This window comes from Ruminococcus sp. OA3, assembly GCF_022440845.1.
In the GTDB taxonomy this organism is placed as follows: Bacteria; Bacillota; Clostridia; order Lachnospirales; family Lachnospiraceae; genus Ruminococcus_G.
The window spans coordinates 177,489-194,076 of the sequence record NZ_JAKNTO010000001.1 but is presented as its reverse complement, the minus strand read 5'-3'; the positions used below and the strand labels follow the sequence as shown (position 1 = coordinate 194,076).

At 47.5% G+C, this 16,588-nt stretch carries 15 protein-coding genes and 1 riboswitch; of the genes, 14 read left to right on the top strand and 1 reads right to left on the bottom strand.

All coding sequences use genetic code 11. The features are described from left to right. Window positions 1–105: 105 nt before the first annotated feature. The 3 genes from recQ (at window position 106) to MCG98_RS00950 (ending at window position 3,776) form a co-directional block, all read left to right on the top strand. Window positions 106–2,007, top strand: coding sequence for a DNA helicase RecQ (recQ, locus tag MCG98_RS00960; RefSeq protein ID WP_240300009.1), 1,902 nt, complete (start codon window positions 106–108; stop codon window positions 2,005–2,007). A 124-nt stretch (window positions 2,008–2,131) separates the two neighbouring features. Then, complete coding sequence (bilS, locus tag MCG98_RS00955) at window positions 2,132–2,629, top strand: flavodoxin family protein BilS (RefSeq protein WP_240300008.1); 498 nt, start codon at window positions 2,132–2,134, stop codon at window positions 2,627–2,629. Between the two features lie 85 nt (window positions 2,630–2,714). Continuing rightward, window positions 2,715–3,776 (top strand): M23 family metallopeptidase, encoded by a 1,062-nt coding sequence (locus tag MCG98_RS00950; protein ID WP_240300007.1) that lies wholly within the window; start codon window positions 2,715–2,717, stop codon window positions 3,774–3,776. Between the two features lie 16 nt (window positions 3,777–3,792). On the opposite strand, the gene MCG98_RS00945 is transcribed toward MCG98_RS00950, so the two are convergent. Continuing rightward, window positions 3,793–4,452 carry an ElyC/SanA/YdcF family protein gene (locus MCG98_RS00945; RefSeq protein ID WP_240300006.1) on the bottom strand — a complete coding sequence of 220 codons (660 nt, stop codon included), beginning with the start codon at window positions 4,450–4,452 and terminating at the stop codon, window positions 3,793–3,795. A gap of 147 nt (window positions 4,453–4,599) precedes the next feature. Here MCG98_RS00945 and MCG98_RS00940 point away from each other — a divergent pair, with 147 nt between their 5' ends. The 11 genes from MCG98_RS00940 to MCG98_RS00890 all read left to right on the top strand — a co-directional run bounded on the left by MCG98_RS00940 (window position 4,600) and on the right by MCG98_RS00890 (window position 16,337). Further along, the gene (locus tag MCG98_RS00940; RefSeq protein WP_240300005.1) at window positions 4,600–5,769 is read left to right on the top strand and encodes a Gfo/Idh/MocA family oxidoreductase; all 1,170 of its coding nucleotides are present in this window, start codon (window positions 4,600–4,602) and stop codon (window positions 5,767–5,769) included. 108 nt (window positions 5,770–5,877) lie between these two features. Beyond that, window positions 5,878–6,786 (top strand): M14 family zinc carboxypeptidase, encoded by a 909-nt coding sequence (locus MCG98_RS00935; RefSeq protein ID WP_240300004.1) that lies wholly within the window; start codon window positions 5,878–5,880, stop codon window positions 6,784–6,786. A gap of 104 nt (window positions 6,787–6,890) precedes the next feature. Continuing rightward, the gene (locus MCG98_RS00930; RefSeq protein ID WP_240300003.1) at window positions 6,891–7,916 is read left to right on the top strand and encodes a helix-turn-helix transcriptional regulator; all 1,026 of its coding nucleotides are present in this window, start codon (window positions 6,891–6,893) and stop codon (window positions 7,914–7,916) included. Window positions 7,917–7,997: 81 nt separating this feature from the next. Further along, complete coding sequence (locus MCG98_RS00925; protein ID WP_240300002.1) at window positions 7,998–8,495, top strand: DUF2284 domain-containing protein; 498 nt, start codon at window positions 7,998–8,000, stop codon at window positions 8,493–8,495. Continuing rightward, complete coding sequence (locus MCG98_RS00920; RefSeq protein ID WP_240300001.1) at window positions 8,495–9,082, top strand: HD domain-containing protein; 588 nt, start codon at window positions 8,495–8,497, stop codon at window positions 9,080–9,082. Before MCG98_RS00925 ends, MCG98_RS00920 begins: the two co-directional genes overlap by 1 nt. Before the next feature lie 18 nt (window positions 9,083–9,100). Next, window positions 9,101–10,762, top strand: a complete 1,662-nt coding sequence (locus tag MCG98_RS00915) for a site-specific DNA-methyltransferase (protein ID WP_240300000.1) — start codon at window positions 9,101–9,103, stop codon at window positions 10,760–10,762. 2 nt (window positions 10,763–10,764) lie between these two features. Beyond that, on the top strand, window positions 10,765–12,966 hold the full coding sequence (locus tag MCG98_RS00910; RefSeq protein ID WP_240299999.1) for a DEAD/DEAH box helicase family protein: 2,202 nt from the start codon (window positions 10,765–10,767) through the stop codon (window positions 12,964–12,966). A 2-nt stretch (window positions 12,967–12,968) separates the two neighbouring features. Then, on the top strand, window positions 12,969–13,472 hold the full coding sequence (locus tag MCG98_RS00905) for a DNA-deoxyinosine glycosylase (RefSeq protein WP_240299998.1): 504 nt from the start codon (window positions 12,969–12,971) through the stop codon (window positions 13,470–13,472). A gap of 181 nt (window positions 13,473–13,653) precedes the next feature. Further along, window positions 13,654–14,304 (top strand): aminodeoxychorismate/anthranilate synthase component II, encoded by a 651-nt coding sequence (locus MCG98_RS00900; protein WP_240299997.1) that lies wholly within the window; start codon window positions 13,654–13,656, stop codon window positions 14,302–14,304. Beyond that, window positions 14,249–15,625, top strand: a complete 1,377-nt coding sequence (gene pabB, locus MCG98_RS00895) for an aminodeoxychorismate synthase component I (RefSeq protein ID WP_240299996.1) — start codon at window positions 14,249–14,251, stop codon at window positions 15,623–15,625. Before MCG98_RS00900 ends, pabB begins: the two co-directional genes overlap by 56 nt. Beyond that, window positions 15,597–16,337 (top strand): aminotransferase class IV, encoded by a 741-nt coding sequence (locus MCG98_RS00890; RefSeq protein WP_240299995.1) that lies wholly within the window; start codon window positions 15,597–15,599, stop codon window positions 16,335–16,337. Before pabB ends, MCG98_RS00890 begins: the two co-directional genes overlap by 29 nt. Before the next feature lie 73 nt (window positions 16,338–16,410). Continuing rightward, window positions 16,411–16,507: riboswitch (THF riboswitch) on the top strand. Window positions 16,508–16,588: the final 81 nt, after the last annotated feature.

The following is a 16,588-nucleotide window of genomic DNA, read 5'->3' as shown; positions in this document are numbered from 1 at the left end:
GATGACAAAGAAGAAAAATGCCCGGAAAAGCTATGGGTTTAAAACATCCGTTTAAGTCTGAGAATATTTTTATCACAACACCATAATAAAAAAGGAGCATGAAAGATGTCTTCAGAAAGTACAACAGACAACGCTTTAGCACAGGCAAAAAAAATACTGAAAAAATATTTTGGATATGAAGATTTCCGTGAGGGTCAGGAATCACTCGTGAAAGCTGTAATGAGCGGGCAGGATGTACTCGGAATAATGCCGACAGGAGCCGGGAAATCACTCTGCTTTCAGATTCCGTCTCTTTTGATGGAGGGTATAACGCTGGTAGTGTCACCGCTGATCTCCCTTATGAAGGATCAGGTGAGTGCATTAAATCAGGCGGGCATCCATGCCGCATTTTTAAACAGCTCGCTGACAGCAGGGCAATACAGGAAAGCGCTTGAACAGGCGAAAGCCGGCCGTTATAAGATCATCTATGTGGCACCGGAAAGACTTGAGACCGAAAGCTTCCTGAACTTTGCGCTGTCCCCACAGGTTAAAATCCCATTTGTGGCCGTGGATGAAGCGCACTGTGTATCCCAGTGGGGACAGGATTTTCGTCCGAGCTATCTGAAAGTATTGGATTTTCTGGACAGACTGTCTGAGCGCCCGGTGCTGGGGGCGTACACGGCAACTGCCACACAGGAAGTCCGAAATGACATTCTGAAGATTCTGAGGCTGAGAGATCCGATGGTTATGGTAACCGGGTTTGACCGGAAAAATCTGTTTTTTTCTGTAAAAAAACCGGTAGATAAATATAGTGAGCTGGTAGCTGAACTGAAAGGACAGGAGACAAAGACACTCAAGCCCAGCGGGATCATCTATTGCCTGACACGGAAGACGGTGGAAGAACTGTGCTGGAAACTCAGGGAAGAGGGGTTTTCGGTTACGCGGTACCATGCAGGGTTGTCTGATGGAGAGCGCCTGCAGAATCAGGACGATTTCATCTATGACCGCAGCAGTATTATGATTGCCACAAATGCATTTGGAATGGGGATTGATAAATCAGATGTGCGTTATGTGATTCACTATCAGATGCCTAAAAATATGGAGAGTTATTATCAGGAAGCGGGCCGCGCCGGCAGGGATCAGGAGCCCGCAGAGTGTATCCTCTATTATGGTGCTGTGGATGTGCAGACAAACCGGTATTTTATCGAACATAATGAAGATAATCAGGAACTTGATGAGCTGGCGAGACGCAGAGTGCAGGAAAAAGACAGAGAGCGGCTGAAGGCGATGGAACTGTATTGTTTTACAAGTGGATGCCTGCGCAGGTATATTTTGAATTATTTCGGGGAGTCCGGCGGGGAGGAATGCGGGAATTGTCAGAACTGTCTGACGGAATATGAGACCCTTGATATCACCAGAGAAACACAGGCTGTGATACGGTGTGTTGCTGAGAACCGACAGCCATTTGGCATGATGATGGTGATTGACATTTTGCGGGGAGCTAAAAATCAGAAGATCCTGAGCCGTCATCTGGATGAGCACCCGGAGTATGGAGTGCTGTCAGACGTTTCCGTCCCCATGCTGAAACAGATCATACAGGAACTGATCCTGAAGGAATGCGTAAAAATGACGGAAGAGAAATATCCGGTTCTGTGTCCGGGACCATCGGCACAGAATTATCTGACGTCTGAATCGTGCGTGGGGATGCGGATGGCACCGTCTGAAAAAGCAGCGCCAAAGGCTCTGAAGAAAGGCAAAAAAGCAGGAGCGGCGGCGGCACTCGCGGAGAAGGATCTGCCATTGTTTGAAGCACTTCGGGGGCTTAGAAAACAGATATCCCAGGATGAACATGTACCCCCCTATATGGTTTTTTCGGATAAGACGCTGGTGCAGATGAGTATTTTGCGGCCGGTGGATAAAGATGAGATGCTGCAGGTCAGCGGTGTTGGTGAGTTTAAGTTTGAAAAGTATGGTGAACAATTTTTGAAGTTGATTTCTTCCAGGGAATCATTTACGGATGCCAACTGAAGTGTTATAATTTACTATGAAAGTTTCGGAATAATCGACTTTCATTCATAATGATGTCTGCGCCGGCAGACATATCCGTTTAGAGAAATATTCCAGTATATCGTTCAGAACAGGAGGATAAAAAATGAAATATTCAATGTTTTATGTATCAGTTACAGGCAATACAAAACAGCTCGCCGAAGCAGCGGAAGAAGTGTTTGTACAGGAGACAAAAGTCGAAGACCCGGCGGAAGCAGATCTGGTCTGTGTGGGTTTTTGGACAAATGAGGGGAATGCGACTGAAGAAGTCAGAAAGTATCTTAAAACGCTGTATAACAGAAAAGTCTTCCTTTTTGGGACGGCAGGATTCGGTGACAGCAAGACGTATCTGGACGGCATCCTGAAAAATGTGGAAGACAGTCTGAATGATACGAACGAAGTGGTCGGAGGATTTATGTGTCAGGGCAGAATGCCGAAGGAAGTACGTGACAGATATAATAAACTGAAGGAAGAAGTACCGAATCAGGGAGCACACTATGATCTGATGATATCTAACTTTGACAAAGCGCTGTCACATCCGGATGCGGATGATATCCGCGCGTTGAAAGAGGCAGTCAAAACTGCAGCAGAAAAATTGGGATAGCACTGACGAGGCAGGACTGAAAGGTTCTGCCTTTTTTCTGTCAGGCATATACTGCCATTAAGACCAGAAATATGGGCTTGTTTTTATGAAAAAACGAAAATATTGGAAGGGTGTAGTTTTTACGGTTGGGGCGCTGCTGATCTTTTCAGCCGTCAGCCGGATCATGAGGAATCAGCAGCAGTATGAGAGTATGCAGGCAAATACAGAATCCGAAGAGCAGTATATCAAATGGGTGGAGTTTGGCGTTCCTTACGAGGCGCTGGATGCGGCATATCAGCTGGATGTAAAGACGGAGAAGGAACAGGTTCATTTGAACTGGGTAGAACTGCTGGCATATCTCGGAGCGAAATACGGCGGGGATTTTTCCGGTTATAAGCAGGCTCATATGACGGAACTGGCAGAAAAGCTTGTATCGGGGGAAACGACGATGCAGGATACGGTAAAAGATATGAAATATTATTCATATTACCGGGAAGCCTATGGTGCTGTGCTGGACGGATGGGTCGGGGAGTATCAGATTGAACAGGAGGGGGAGAACGGAGAGAAAGAGTGGGCTAAGGTATACGGTCTGAAAGCTTTCAGCCCGATCGCCAGGGATTTTCCATATCAGGATTACGATGATTTCGGGGCATCCCGAAGCTACGGATATCGCAGAAATCATCTCGGGCATGATCTGCTGGGACAGGTAGGGACACCGGTCATTGCTGTTGAATCCGGATATGTGGAAGCGCTGGGATGGAATCAGTACGGCGGCTGGCGAATCGGGATACGCAGCTTTGACGGGAAAAGATATTATTACTACGCACACCTGCGTCAGAACATTCCTTATGCGGAAGACCTGGAAGAAGGTTCGGTCGTGCAGGCTGGGGACGTAATCGGATATCTGGGAAGGACCGGATACAGTGCCACAGAAAATGTTAACAACATCGATTCGTACCATCTGCATTTTGGCATTCAGTTGATTTTTGATGAGTCCCAAAAAGAAGGAAACAATGAGATCTGGATTGACTGTTACCAGCTGGTTCGGTTTCTGTATAAAAACCGTTCTGCTGTGCAGCGAAATGATGAGACGAAGATGTGGACGCGGATATATCAGATAAAAGATCCGGCGGTAAATGATTATCTGATAGCAAAAGAGCAGAAATAATCTGCCTGTTCTTTTGCTATCTGTCATTGGTAAGATCACCGTTCCCGCTGACGGGTATCACCGGTCCCAGATATTTTGGCTTTGGTTTCAGGCAGGTCATAACAACTGCCTTATCCCGGGAGAGGAGTTCCCGGATGTTTCGGTGCATGCGCTTTGCATACGGACGCCTGTCGGCACAGACACCGTATGCCGAGAGTCCAAGACGGCGGGCTGTATAAAGGGAACGGTAGAGATGATAGCGCTGGGTGACAATGATAAGGCTGTCCGCCTGAAAGATATCTCTGGCCCGGTACATACTGTCATACGTATTAAAACCGGCGTGGTCCATAAAAATATCTCTTGAAGGAACGCCGCAGCGCATGGCAAAATCTTTCATGACATTGACCTCATCATAGTCCTGTCTGCCATGGTCACCACTGACGATAATCTTGGGGGCAACGCCGCGCTGGTAAAGGCTGACTCCGGTCAACAGACGGTCGTGCAGCATGTGGCTTGGTTTCTGGCCTTTCCAGACAGCGGCTCCCAGAATGAGGATACAGTCGGTACCTGTTTCCCTGGCAGCAGAATCTTCTGTCAGTATGAAGTTTTTTGACGTGGTTGTTATATACAGGCTCACCGCTGCGGTCAGCAGCAGTATCAGGGCAGCCAGAATTAATAGAAGAAACAATATTTTCATAATATCTATTATAGCATACATTCAGATAAAAGAAATGCGAAATAAAGCAAGAATTAAATATCATTCTGAAAATGGATGCTGTATAATGAAAAATACAAAGCATTTGGGGTGTTTTTGTTTAAAATACGAATAAGAGAGGGTAGCAGAATGAAAAAATTTAAAGTAGGAGTTATCGGGGTCGGGGACATCAGCCGTGCTTACCTGAACAATCTGAAAAAGTATTCAGATGTTGTGGAACTGTATGCATGTGCGACCAGAAGTCTGGAGAAATCCGGAAAGAAAGCGGAAGAGTATGGGTTTACAAAACCATATGGTTCGGGAGAAGACCTGATTGCGGATCCCGAGGTCGATATCGTCTTAAACCTGACTACGCCGGACGTGCATTATTACTACAATCTGGAAGCCTTGAAGGCTGGAAAACATGTGTATTCCGAAAAACCGCTTGCAGCCACATTTGCACAGGGGCAGGAGATCATGGCTCTTGCAAAAGAAAAAAATCTCTATGTTGGCTGTGCGCCCGATACTTTTATGGGAGGCAGACTACAGGAGTACAGAAGCGTTCTGGATAGCGGAACGATCGGAAATGTCATCGGCGGTATGGCCAGTATGGTGTGCCGGGGATGGGAATGGTTCCATCCGAATCCCAGCTTTTATTATCAGCCGGGGTCAGGACCGCTGTTCGATATGGGACCGTATTATCTGACTGCACTTGTGTCACTTCTTGGTCCGGTGGAAAGTATCTGCGCCATGGGCACGCGGGCAGAAGATGCGCGGATTATTCGAAGCGAAGCACAAAAGGGCAGGGAGATACCGGTTAATGTTGACACGCATATTACCGCAAACCTGAAGTTCAAAAGCGGGGCTGTCATTAATCTGTGTGTGAGCTTTGATGTCTGGGAATCAGAGATGCCGCGTATGGAACTTTACGGGACAAAGGGAACGCTGTGTATGCTGGAACCAGATCCGTGTGACGGGCCGAATCTGTTCGGGGGAAAAGTTCTGCTGAGGACACAGAAGAATTGCCGCTGGCTTGCCATGCCCCGCTCCGAAGAGATGCTGAAGACTCAATGGGAGGAGATTGAAGTCAGACATCCATATAATTCCATCAGTCAGGCAGAGAACAGCCGGGGTATCGGAATGGTGGATATGGCATATGCGATCGAAGAAGGGCGGATTAATCGGGCTTCAGGGGATATGGCACTGCATGTTCTGGAAGTGATGGAAGGAATCCTGCGCTCGGCAGAAGAAAAGGTCTTCGTCAGTACGTCTACAGATTTCGCGCTTCCGAAAGCAATATCGGAGGATGGCAGTTTCTAGGCCGCATGAAATAAAAATAGAGGTGCTGTTTCACGATATATCCGGTGGAACAGTGCCTCTTTTATGCATATATTTGTACGGAATGGGTTACGCCGGGAGTATTTGAGAATGTCAGAAGTGTGTTTATATGAATGGTTAAAAGAAAAACTGGATCAGCTTGTATACAGCAACCCTGAGAGGCTGCAGGTGGAAGCGCGTGCAAGAACAGCTGATGGACGGGAGATTCTGGAAGCGGTACTTGGCAGCACGCAGTCCAGGTATCATATTCTGATTCAGGCAGCAATCCATGGAAGAGAGTATATGAACGCTCTTCTGGCGGTGCAGCAGATTGAGGAAGCACTGAAAAATTACAATGAGCTGCTTGAGCAGGTGTGTTTTCACGTACTGCCGATGTCAAATCCGGACGGAGTTGTCATCAGCCAGCGGGGAATCGAGGGGATACGGCATGCCGGAATTCGGAAAGAACTGGAGCAGTGTTACCAGAATGACATGTGTACGGGAAAAGCAGAAAAAAACAGGAAGGAATACTGGAAAAGGTGGAAAGCCAATGCCCGCGGTGTAGACCTGAACCGGAACTTTGATTCGGGATGGGAACTCTTTCAGGGAGTCTCAATACCATCTGCGGACCACTATAAAGGACCGTATCCGGAATCTGAGCCTGAAGTGAGAGCGATCCTTTCGGTAGCAGAGGAGTATCCGCTGACCTGCACCGTCTCCTATCACTCCTCAGGAAATGTCATTTACTGGGACTATGGCTGCGGCGGTGAGCTGCTGGACCAGGACCGGAAACTGGCTCAGACGGTCAGCCGTGTGACCGGATATGAACAGGTGTCCAGTGTACAGGATGCGCAGGACGGCGCAGGCTGCAGTGATTACTTTGTCCTTGAGCGGGGAATTCCATCGGTGACGATTGAGAACGGAGCGGGTGAGTGTCCGCTGTCCATGGAAGAGTATCCGTCCATCTGGTCCGCCAACCGGTTTTTGTGGCCGGCGCTTGAGCGGCTTTATGCCCGATAATAGTGCTGGCTTAACGGTCGTGTGCCTGTTTTACGGCAATTCATTGACTTTTGTGGACAGAATTGATATAACGGCTTTATCATCTTCTGAAGGGAGTCAAATTGATGAAAGAAAAAAGTACATTTGGAAAGTTTATCATTAAAAAGAGAAAAGAAAAGGGGCTGACACAGAAGGAACTGGCAGAGCTGCTGTTTGTGACTGAGTCTGCCGTATCCAAATGGGAGAGAGGAGTTTCTTATCCGGACATCTCACTGGTGTCAGATATCTGCGAAGTGCTGGGAATCACGGAACACGAACTGGTGACGGCGAGTGAAGATGTAAGGCAGCGTGAAATGGAACGGCAGGCGCAAAAATTCCGTAATATGGTAAAGGCATACGCCTGGGTTTTTTATATTCTGTATGGAGGAGGCCTGCTGGCCTGTCTGATCACGAACCTTGCGGTCAATCACAGACTGTCCTGGTTTTTTATCGTGCTGACAGCGGTGCTGACGGCCTTCTCACTGACGAGTTTGCCACTGATATTAAAAAAGAACAGGGCGGTGTGGACTCTGGCCACCTTTTATGTATCGCTGAACCTGTTGTTATTTACCTGCTGTGTCTATACCGGAGGCAACTGGTTTGGAATCACGTTTATCTCAATTCTGTTTGCAGCGGTAGTGATTTTTCTTCCGTTTATACTGCGTGCATTGCCGCTGCCGGGAGGTCTTTATCGGCACAGGACACTGCTTTGTTTTACCGTGGATACATTTCTTTTGTTTCTGCTGATACTTGGAGCGTGCTGGTACAGCAATACAGCAGACCAGTTTCTGAAGACAGCGTGTCCGATTACCGCGATTGGTTTGATATTCCCATGGATTCTTATGCTGGTTATCCGGTATATCAGATTAAATCCGTTGTTCCTCACAGGAATCTGCTGTTTTCTCACAGGAATATACAGCTATCTGGTCAACGGGGCTATCAATGGTGTATTAGAGGGGATACCGTTCGCACTTCCTGTACATAATTTCAGCAGGTGGTCAGATCCCTACATCGACGGCAATATCAAACTTATTATTTTGATTTCCTGTATCTGCATGGGGGCAGTTTTTGTCGTCGGGGGTATTGCACTCGAAGTCAAAAAACAAAAATAAAAGAAAACAGCAGTATTGTAACCATATGAAAATCGAAGTATAATCGGTATATGAGAATTTCATTCAGACAGGAGGGTAATTATGACGGAGCTTCAGAAAATGGCAGAGGCAGTGGGCTTTACCCATACGGCAGAGATTCCTGTATCCGAGCTTGAGTTTAACCCGGATTACCGAAAATACTGTGAAGATAATCTGTGCGGGAATTATAATGTACTTCCGGCGTGTCCTCCGATATGCGGAAGTGTGCAGGAGATGAGAAAAAAGGCGGAGCGGTATGAAAAGGCATTGATTCTGCAGACGGTGTGGGAGGTAGAGGATTTTAATGAAGAGCGTACTCTCAGGAAAAAGAAGCAGAAACATAATGAGATGACAAAAAAGCTGGTTCGCCGGTTCAAAGAACAGGGGATCGAGGGCCTTACCATGGCTGCTGGTCCGATGGGAAAAGACTCCTGCCTGTCTGCATACTGCATTGACGCCAGAAAAATGGCGGAGACAGCCGGCATGGAATACTGGACGGGGAATAACAGGATCGCTTATTTTACATTATTTTTGCATCAGAGACAAAAAGGAGAAGACTGATGATTTCACAGATTACGAGAGAACAGGCATTAAAGCTATTGACAACTTATAACCAGGATGCATTTCATATCCGCCATGCGCTGACTGTGGAAAGTGTGATGCGATGGTATGCGCGTGAACTGGGATATAATGAGGAAGAGGAATACTGGGGGATTACCGGGCTGCTCCATGACATTGATTTTGAACGGTGGCCTGAAGAACACTGTAAAAAAGCGCCGGAACTCCTGCGGGAAGGCGGTGTGGGGGAAGATATGATTCATGCCGTATGTTCGCACGGATATGGACTCTGCACAGAGGAGAAGCCGGAGCATCAGATGGAGAAAGTATTGTTCGCGGCAGATGAACTGACGGGACTGATCGGGGCCGCGGCCCTGATGCGCCCTTCCAAAAGCGTAATGGATATGGAAGTAAAGAGCCTGAAAAAGAAATTTAAGGATAAAAGATTTGCAGCGGGATGTTCCAGAGATGTGATAGAAAAAGGGGCGGACCTGCTGGGCTGGGAGTTGAATGATCTGTTTGAAAAGACGATTCTGGCGATGCGCGCCTGTGAAGAGGCAGTGAACGAGGCGATGAAACAGTACGAATAATGCGAAGGAGAAAAGTTTATGTCTACAAATCTGTCAAAACAAAAGCGGGAGGAACTGCTGGAGAAGATCCAGGACATCAGAACGTTTCTCGCTTCTACGAATGAAGGAGAAGACACAGGCAGGTTTCTGACGTACTTGAGTGAACTTGAGAAACATGTAAAAAGCCAGAAGTATGGAATGGTGTTCGAGCGTCATCTGGAACATGTGGAAGAGAAACTTCGCAGCCACGTGCCGTATCTGAAGGAAGAGAAAAGTCTGCGGATCAGCCGCAGCAATAGATCAAATTATCTGATCGAGGGGGATAATCTGGCCTCACTCACACTTCTGCAGAAAACACACAGAGAGCAGATCGATCTGTGTATCATCGATCCTCCGTATAACCGGGGAAAAAATGATTTTATTTATGATGATGACTATGTGGATACGAACGATGCGTTCAGACACAGCAAATGGGCATCCTTTATGTATTCACGGCTTGTCCTTGCACGGAAGCTGCTCAAGCCCGAGGGGTATATTTTTCTGAATATCGATGAAAATGAACTGACCACGCTGAAAATGCTGTGCGACCAGGTGTTTCAGGAACAGAACTTTGTCGGTATTTATCTGTGGGAGAAGACATCCACGCCTCCGGCACTGTCGAAAAAGGTCAGAAAAAAGCTGGAGTATATCCTCTGCTATGCAAAGTCACTGGACTCCCGTCATCAGTTTTCACAGGGAAGCATAGACGGTGACGATGCTCCCCTGTTAAATACGGGGAATGGTGTCAAGACTTTGACATTTCCCGCGGGCAGCGTGCGTTTTAAAATCAAAGATGGGATTTATAAGCCAAAGACAGGCATGAAGATCCGGCTGGAGCAGCCGGTGGAGGTAAAAGGCGGAGTTAATATAACACCGCTTGTTGCTTCCGGAGAGTATAAATGGGTTCAGGAAACTCTGGAGAAGGAGATACACGAGGGGACTTATTTTCTTGTTAAGACAAGTAAATTTTCTATCCGGTATCAGCGTACGGGACAACTGTCCCACAAAACTCCTCAGAATCTGCTGAATGCAGGTCTCGGTGTGGGGACGAATGAGGATGCACAAAAGGAGCTGAAGGCGCTTTCACTGCCGCAGTTTGATTATCCGAAACCAAGTTCTCTGTATGCCTTTTTAATTGACATGATCAACCGGGAAAACGATATAACGGTACTTGATTTCTTTGCAGGGTCAGGTACGACCGGACATGCCGTCATGAAAAAGAACAAAGAGGACGGCGGAAACCGCAGATTCATTCTCTGTACGAATAACCAGGAGAACCTGTGCAGAGACATTACTTACGAACGCCTGAAACGTGCGATGGAGCTGGAGGGGTATGAGGAAGGGCTGTCTTATTTTAAGGTGGGATATCTGCCGGTAGAAGGACGCATGTTCTATGAATATGCCGAAGAGCTGATCGGTTATCTTCCGGAGCTGATCGCACTGGAGCATGGTTCGTTTGGGGGAGAGGCAGAGAATACCTTTCTTGCAGCCACTCAGGAGGAGGTGGACGCATTTTTTGCTGAGTACGTGGAAAAGGAGGGCTGTGAACTTTACATCGGACCGGATGTACTTCTCACAGGTGAACAGGAATACCAATGTCTGGAATTCAAGATACAGGTACATGAGGTTCCAGACTATTACTATCATGAACTGGAGGGATAAAAGTGCAGATCAGACTGGCAAATTTTCAGAGAGAAGCAATTCGCAGGCTGCTTGATGCCATGGATGGAGAAACACAGAATATTGTGCTGAAGAGCTGCACAGGAAGCGGGAAGACGATCATTCTGACCCATTTCATGGATACGTACTGCAGGGAACACGGAAAGTCGGTGTTTATCTGGCTGACGCCGGGAAAAGGCAATCTGGAGGAACAGAGCAAGGGAAAGATGGACCGTTATATCCACGGGAGCCATACAAAGCTGTTGTCAGATGTCATGTCAGAAGGCTTTGCGGAAGGCGACGCCTGCTTTATCAACTGGGAAAAGCTGACCAAAAAGGATAACAACGCGCTGAAGGAGACTGAGCGCACTAACTTTCTGGAGCATATCGGGCATGCACTGGAGGAAGGGCTTTCTTTTGTGATCATCGTGGATGAGAGCCATCAGCATGATACAATAAAAGCCGGCGATATCATGGATTTTTTTCGTGCGGGGAAGATCATCCGCTGTTCGGCGACACCGAAGAAATATAAGAATGCAGAGCTGATCGAGATACCGGAAGAGGACGTGATCGCTGAGGGGCTGATCAAAAAGGTACTGATCATCAATGAAGACTTTGCGCAGAATATCAGTGTTGAAAGCCAGACCGGATATCTGCTTGACAAGGCACTGGAAAAGCAGCAGCAGCTCCATGCGGAATTTCTGCGCAGAGGAAGCAGTATCCACCCTCTGATCATCGTACAGATTCCCAACCGCTCGGATATACTGGAAGACGAAGTGGAGCGGTATTTTGAGGCAAAAGGCCTTACATACGAAAATGGCCGGCTGGCGATCTGGCTGTCCAACCGCAAACAGAATCTTGAAGGAATCGAAGAACCGGATGCGAAGCCGGCGGCGATTATCATCAAGCAGGCGGTGGCCACAGGATGGGACTGTCCTAGGGCGCATATTCTTGTGAAACTCAGGGATAATATGAGCGAGACATTTGAGATTCAGACGATCGGCAGAATCCGCAGGATGCCTGAGGCAAGGCATTATGAGAGTGAATTGCTGGACAGTTGTTATCTGTATACCATGGATGAGAAGTTTACGGAGGGTGTCCGCACGTATCTGGGAAAAAATGCACTGGATGCCATGAAACTGTACGTTAAACCGCTGAACTATGAATTTGTGCTGAAAAGCGAGCAGAAGACCTCAGTGCCCATTGCACGGGACGCAGTGCAGGCGCTGCGTGCTGTCCGGGAATGGTTTCATAAGGAGTACGGGACGGATGCAGGCATTTCTGAGAACAGGACACGTCTGGAGGCAAACGGATATATCTTCGATGCGAACATCAGGAACTATACGATCTCCGGACGCGTTATCACACTGGAACAGGCAATCGACGCACAGCGTGAGGGGATGAATGTCATTACGATTGACGTGCCTCTGGACACTCATAAACACGGGCGCGATTATCATCACCATGTAGCGGATATCGGAAGAAAAGTGGGACTCACTTACAGCCAGATGAATACGATCGTTCGCAGGCTGTTCGATGCGAACAGCAGGGACTCACAGAAGATCCTGCTGCTTACGACCCGGGAAGTCTATGCATTTGTACTGAATAATATTGAGCGGCTTAAGTATGCCGTCCGCCATGCCATGGCGGAAATCATGCGTCAGCCAATACTGCAGGCAAATGCCAGGACGATTGTGGATTTTACGATTCCGAAGACATGTATGTTCACGTATGACAGTACCGCAAAAGTCCAGGAAGAGCTTACGAAAAATGTCTACAAAGGCTATCTCTCATCGGCGGAGCCGCGGTCGGCATCTGAAAAGGATTTTGAATTATTCTGCCAGGATTGCAAGCCGGTGGACTGGCTTTATAAGAACGGAGACAAGGGCGCAGAATATTTTTCGATCGTCTATGAGGATAATTTTGGAAAGCAGAGATCCTTCTACCCGGATTATATTGTGAGTGTCAGAGGGGAGCTGTGGATCATCGAGACCAAAGGCGGATTTGACCGTACCGGAAAGAGCGAAGACATTGACATTTTTTCACCCCGGAAATTTGAGGTGCTCAGTAAATATATCACCACCCACGGACTTAAGGGAGGCTTTGTCCGCATGGATAAGAAGAGCCGGAATCTGTGCATCTGCATGGAACGGTATCATGATAATATTGAAAGCGATAATTGGAAGATATTGAAAGAGGTATTTTGAAGATGCCAGAGTCAGTTCAGGTGACACATGATTTTGAACCGGTTTTTGATGAACGTTCCAGAATCCTGATGCTGGGTACGATGCCTTCGCCCAAATCACGCGAAGTCGGTTTCTATTACGGACATCCCAGAAACCGTTTCTGGAAGGTGATGGCGGATGTCTGCCAGGCTTCTTTCCCTCAGACGAAGGAAGAGAAGATTGCGTTTGCACTTTCACACCGCATTGCCGTCTGGGATGTTCTGTCGGGCTGTGAGATCTGCGGTGCAGATGACAGCAGCATCAAAAATCCAGTGCCGAATGATATGAGCCGGATCCTGGAACGGGCAGACATTCAGGCTGTATTTGCGACCGGGACGAAAGCCGGGGCGCTTTACAGAAAGTACTGTCAGCAGGAGACAAAACTTCCGGTGACCATACTGCCATCCACAAGCCCGGCAAACTGCCGGATTTCATATGAACAGCTTTACGAGGCGTACAGGGGGATTCTCCCATATCTGAGAACATGAAGAACAGAGGATTTTATATCTGGACGAATCCGTATGTGTATGGTATGATGCAAATGAAATAACGAAGGTGTGCCCAAAGTAATTTGGAAGACTGCCGGAAACAGACATGAAGAAACATGTCTGTTTCCGGTTTTTTGTTTGTCACATGATAAACAAACTGGTACAGCAGGAGGGAACGAAAATGTATGTAATGATTGATAATTATGACTCATTTGTTTATAACCTGGCAGTCTATCTGCGGGAACTGGACCGGGACGTCATGATAATCAGAAATGACAGAGTAAGTGCAGAGATGCTGGAAAGTATGCGCCGCAAAAAACAGCTGGAGGGAATCATTATATCGCCGGGTCCCAAAAGCCCCGCAGACTGCGGGGCATCGGGGGAGATTGCGCGCTGCATGGCAGGCAGGGTACCGATTCTGGGGGTGTGCCTGGGACACCAGATCATCGGACATGTATTTGGAGCCAGGGTGGAGAAAGGTCCCCGTCCCATGCATGGGAAGGTGACAAAAATTGAGCATAACAGGAGGGGGCTGTTTCAGGAACTTCCTACGGAATATGAGGTGACGCGCTATCATTCGCTGATTGTGTGTGAGGACGGATTCCCAGACTGTCTGAAAGTCGACGCGCGTTCTCTGGACGGAACAATACAGGCGATCAGCCACCGAAAGTTTCCGGTGTACGGGGTACAGTTTCACCCGGAGGCGGTGCTGACACAGTATGGCCATGAGCTGCTGCATAATTTTATTAAAATCTGTGAGAAATGGTGGAGAGAATATGAAGACACTGGTAAAAGCAATAGAGACTTATGTACCGCTGGCCGTGCTGTTTGAAAGCTGTCATGAACAGACGCAGGCAGTATTTTTAGATTCCTCGCTGCAAAATGACCTGGGGAGATATTCTATCGTCGGGCTGCAGCCGTATCTGACTTTCTGTGAAAAAAATAAAGTCTGTTACCGAAATGGCGAGCCGCTTGCGGTGTCGATGGAAGAAGCATTATCAGAATATCTGCGGGAAAACAGGGAAGAACATGACACGGGGCTTCCGCTGATCTCTGGGGCCATCGGATATCTGACTTATGATTATGGCCGAAAATTCGAAGGGATTGAAAGCAGACATGCCCCAGACGTTGTTATGCCGGAAGCGTGTTTTACTTTTTACGATGTGCTGTTGGTTGAGGACTGCAGGGACAAAAAACTTTACGTGACGGTCAGAGGAGAGCTGTCGGATGCGCAGCAGACGGCTTCCGGAATCGACACCTGGGTGAAGAATGTGAGTTACAGTGGATATATTCCCCCAAAACAGGTACGGCAGGCGGAATTTACAGCTAATTTTGAAAAGGAAGGGTACAAATGTGCAATTTGTGATATGATAAAGTATATAACTGAGGGTGATATCTATATCGCGAATATGACACAGCAGCTGTCAGCGAAAAGCAGCAGACCTCCATACGAAACGTTTCGATATCTGCGGACCCACAACCCCTCTCCTTTTGGCTGTTATCTGAATTATGGGGATTTTCAGATCGTCGGTGCATCTCCTGAGCGGTTTATGCGTATGAAGGATGGATGGATCGAGACACGGCCAATCAAGGGTACTCGCAGGAGGGGCCAAACGCCCGGGGAGGATCTGGCGCTTAAGCAGGAACTTGCTGATTCCGAGAAGGACAGGAGCGAACTTCTTATGATCGTAGACCTGGAACGCAACGACCTGAATCATGTCTGTGAACCCGGAAGTGTGAAAGTGACAGAACATTTTGCAGTGGAGACATATGCGACAGTCTTCCATCTGGTAACGGAGATCATCGGGAAGCTGAGAGAAGGCCTGGATGTCATGGACCTTATCCGGGCAGCATTTCCCGGAGGCTCTATTACCGGCGCGCCGAAAATTCGTGCAATGGAGATCATTGATGAGCTGGAACACAGCAGACGCGGGCTCTATACCGGGTCTGTCGGTTACCTTTCTTTAAATGGGGACTGTGATATGAACATTGTGATAAGGACGGCTGTTTATCAGGATGGGATCTACCATCTGGGGGTGGGCGGCGGTATTACCTGTGAATCAGAACCGGAATTTGAATATGAAGAAACATTGCAAAAGGCAAAAGCGGTATTGGAGGCTATTTATGATAACGACGGCAGTGACGATGGATGACGGATTTCATTTTGGCATCGGTGTCTTTGAGACGATTGCAGTAGAAAATGGGAAACCCGTCTTTTTAAGAGAACACTTAAGAAGAATGGAACGCGGTATCCGGGAACTTGGGATTGACAACCCGACATGGAAAGACGAAGTGAATGCCAGAAGCATTTCACGGTATCTGAAACAGAATCTGATAAAACGGGGAGTCCTGAAGATCAGTGTAACAGAAAAAAATGTAATATTTGCATCGCGTGGAAATACTTACAAAGCTGCTGATTACGAGCGCGGTTATGCTCTGGAGATCAGCAGGGTGAAAAGAAATGAGACATCACCGTTTACTTATGTCAAGTCTCTGAACTATGGAGATAATTACCATGAGAAGCGCAGGGCGCTCCGGGAAGGTTACGATGAACCGGTGTTTTTGAATATGAAAGGAGAACTGACAGAGGGGGCCACGACAAACATTTTCTTTGTAAAAGGGGGAAGGCTTGTGACACCGCATGTTTCCTGCGGGCTGCTCCAGGGCGTGTTCCGTGACTACCTGATCAGGACATATGACGTTGAGGAGCGCATTATATACCCGGACGAGGTGCAGGAATTTGACGAGGCTTTTGTTACGAACAGCCTGGTTGGCATTATGCCGGTCGCACGGTTTGGAACGACGACATTTACCAGCCGGGTATTTTCAAGAAAATTGCAGGAAAAGTATCGAAATGTAATATAATTTGGAAAATACAGATACTCCTTGCGCTTTTAGATTTATGTGCTATAATTGGGATTAAATGAAAAGGATAATATGCAAAATAGGATTTCATGCGTCAAGTGTTCAGCGGATGGGGAGTTGCCGCCGAAACGAAAAGCTCGTCTTACGATATGAGATCTGCACCCGTTGCAACAATAGAGGATAACATCTCATATTGTGTAGGGATATTTTTAGTCATATGTCTGTCACATTATGGAGATGTTTTTTCACTT

Coding starts and splice junctions, on each gene's coding strand:
- recQ (WP_240300009.1), top strand. CDS start 106: ATGTCTTCAGAAAGTACAACAGACAACGCTTTAGCACAGGCAAAAAAA.
- bilS (WP_240300008.1), top strand. CDS start 2,132: ATGAAATATTCAATGTTTTATGTATCAGTTACAGGCAATACAAAACAG.
- MCG98_RS00950 (WP_240300007.1), top strand. CDS start 2,715: ATGAAAAAACGAAAATATTGGAAGGGTGTAGTTTTTACGGTTGGGGCG.
- MCG98_RS00945 (WP_240300006.1), bottom strand. CDS start 4,452: ATGAAAATATTGTTTCTTCTATTAATTCTGGCTGCCCTGATACTGCTG.
- MCG98_RS00940 (WP_240300005.1), top strand. CDS start 4,600: ATGAAAAAATTTAAAGTAGGAGTTATCGGGGTCGGGGACATCAGCCGT.
- MCG98_RS00935 (WP_240300004.1), top strand. CDS start 5,878: ATGTCAGAAGTGTGTTTATATGAATGGTTAAAAGAAAAACTGGATCAG.
- MCG98_RS00930 (WP_240300003.1), top strand. CDS start 6,891: ATGAAAGAAAAAAGTACATTTGGAAAGTTTATCATTAAAAAGAGAAAA.
- MCG98_RS00925 (WP_240300002.1), top strand. CDS start 7,998: ATGACGGAGCTTCAGAAAATGGCAGAGGCAGTGGGCTTTACCCATACG.
- MCG98_RS00920 (WP_240300001.1), top strand. CDS start 8,495: ATGATTTCACAGATTACGAGAGAACAGGCATTAAAGCTATTGACAACT.
- MCG98_RS00915 (WP_240300000.1), top strand. CDS start 9,101: ATGTCTACAAATCTGTCAAAACAAAAGCGGGAGGAACTGCTGGAGAAG.
- MCG98_RS00905 (WP_240299998.1), top strand. CDS start 12,969: ATGCCAGAGTCAGTTCAGGTGACACATGATTTTGAACCGGTTTTTGAT.
- MCG98_RS00900 (WP_240299997.1), top strand. CDS start 13,654: ATGTATGTAATGATTGATAATTATGACTCATTTGTTTATAACCTGGCA.
- pabB (WP_240299996.1), top strand. CDS start 14,249: ATGAAGACACTGGTAAAAGCAATAGAGACTTATGTACCGCTGGCCGTG.
- MCG98_RS00890 (WP_240299995.1), top strand. CDS start 15,597: ATGATAACGACGGCAGTGACGATGGATGACGGATTTCATTTTGGCATC.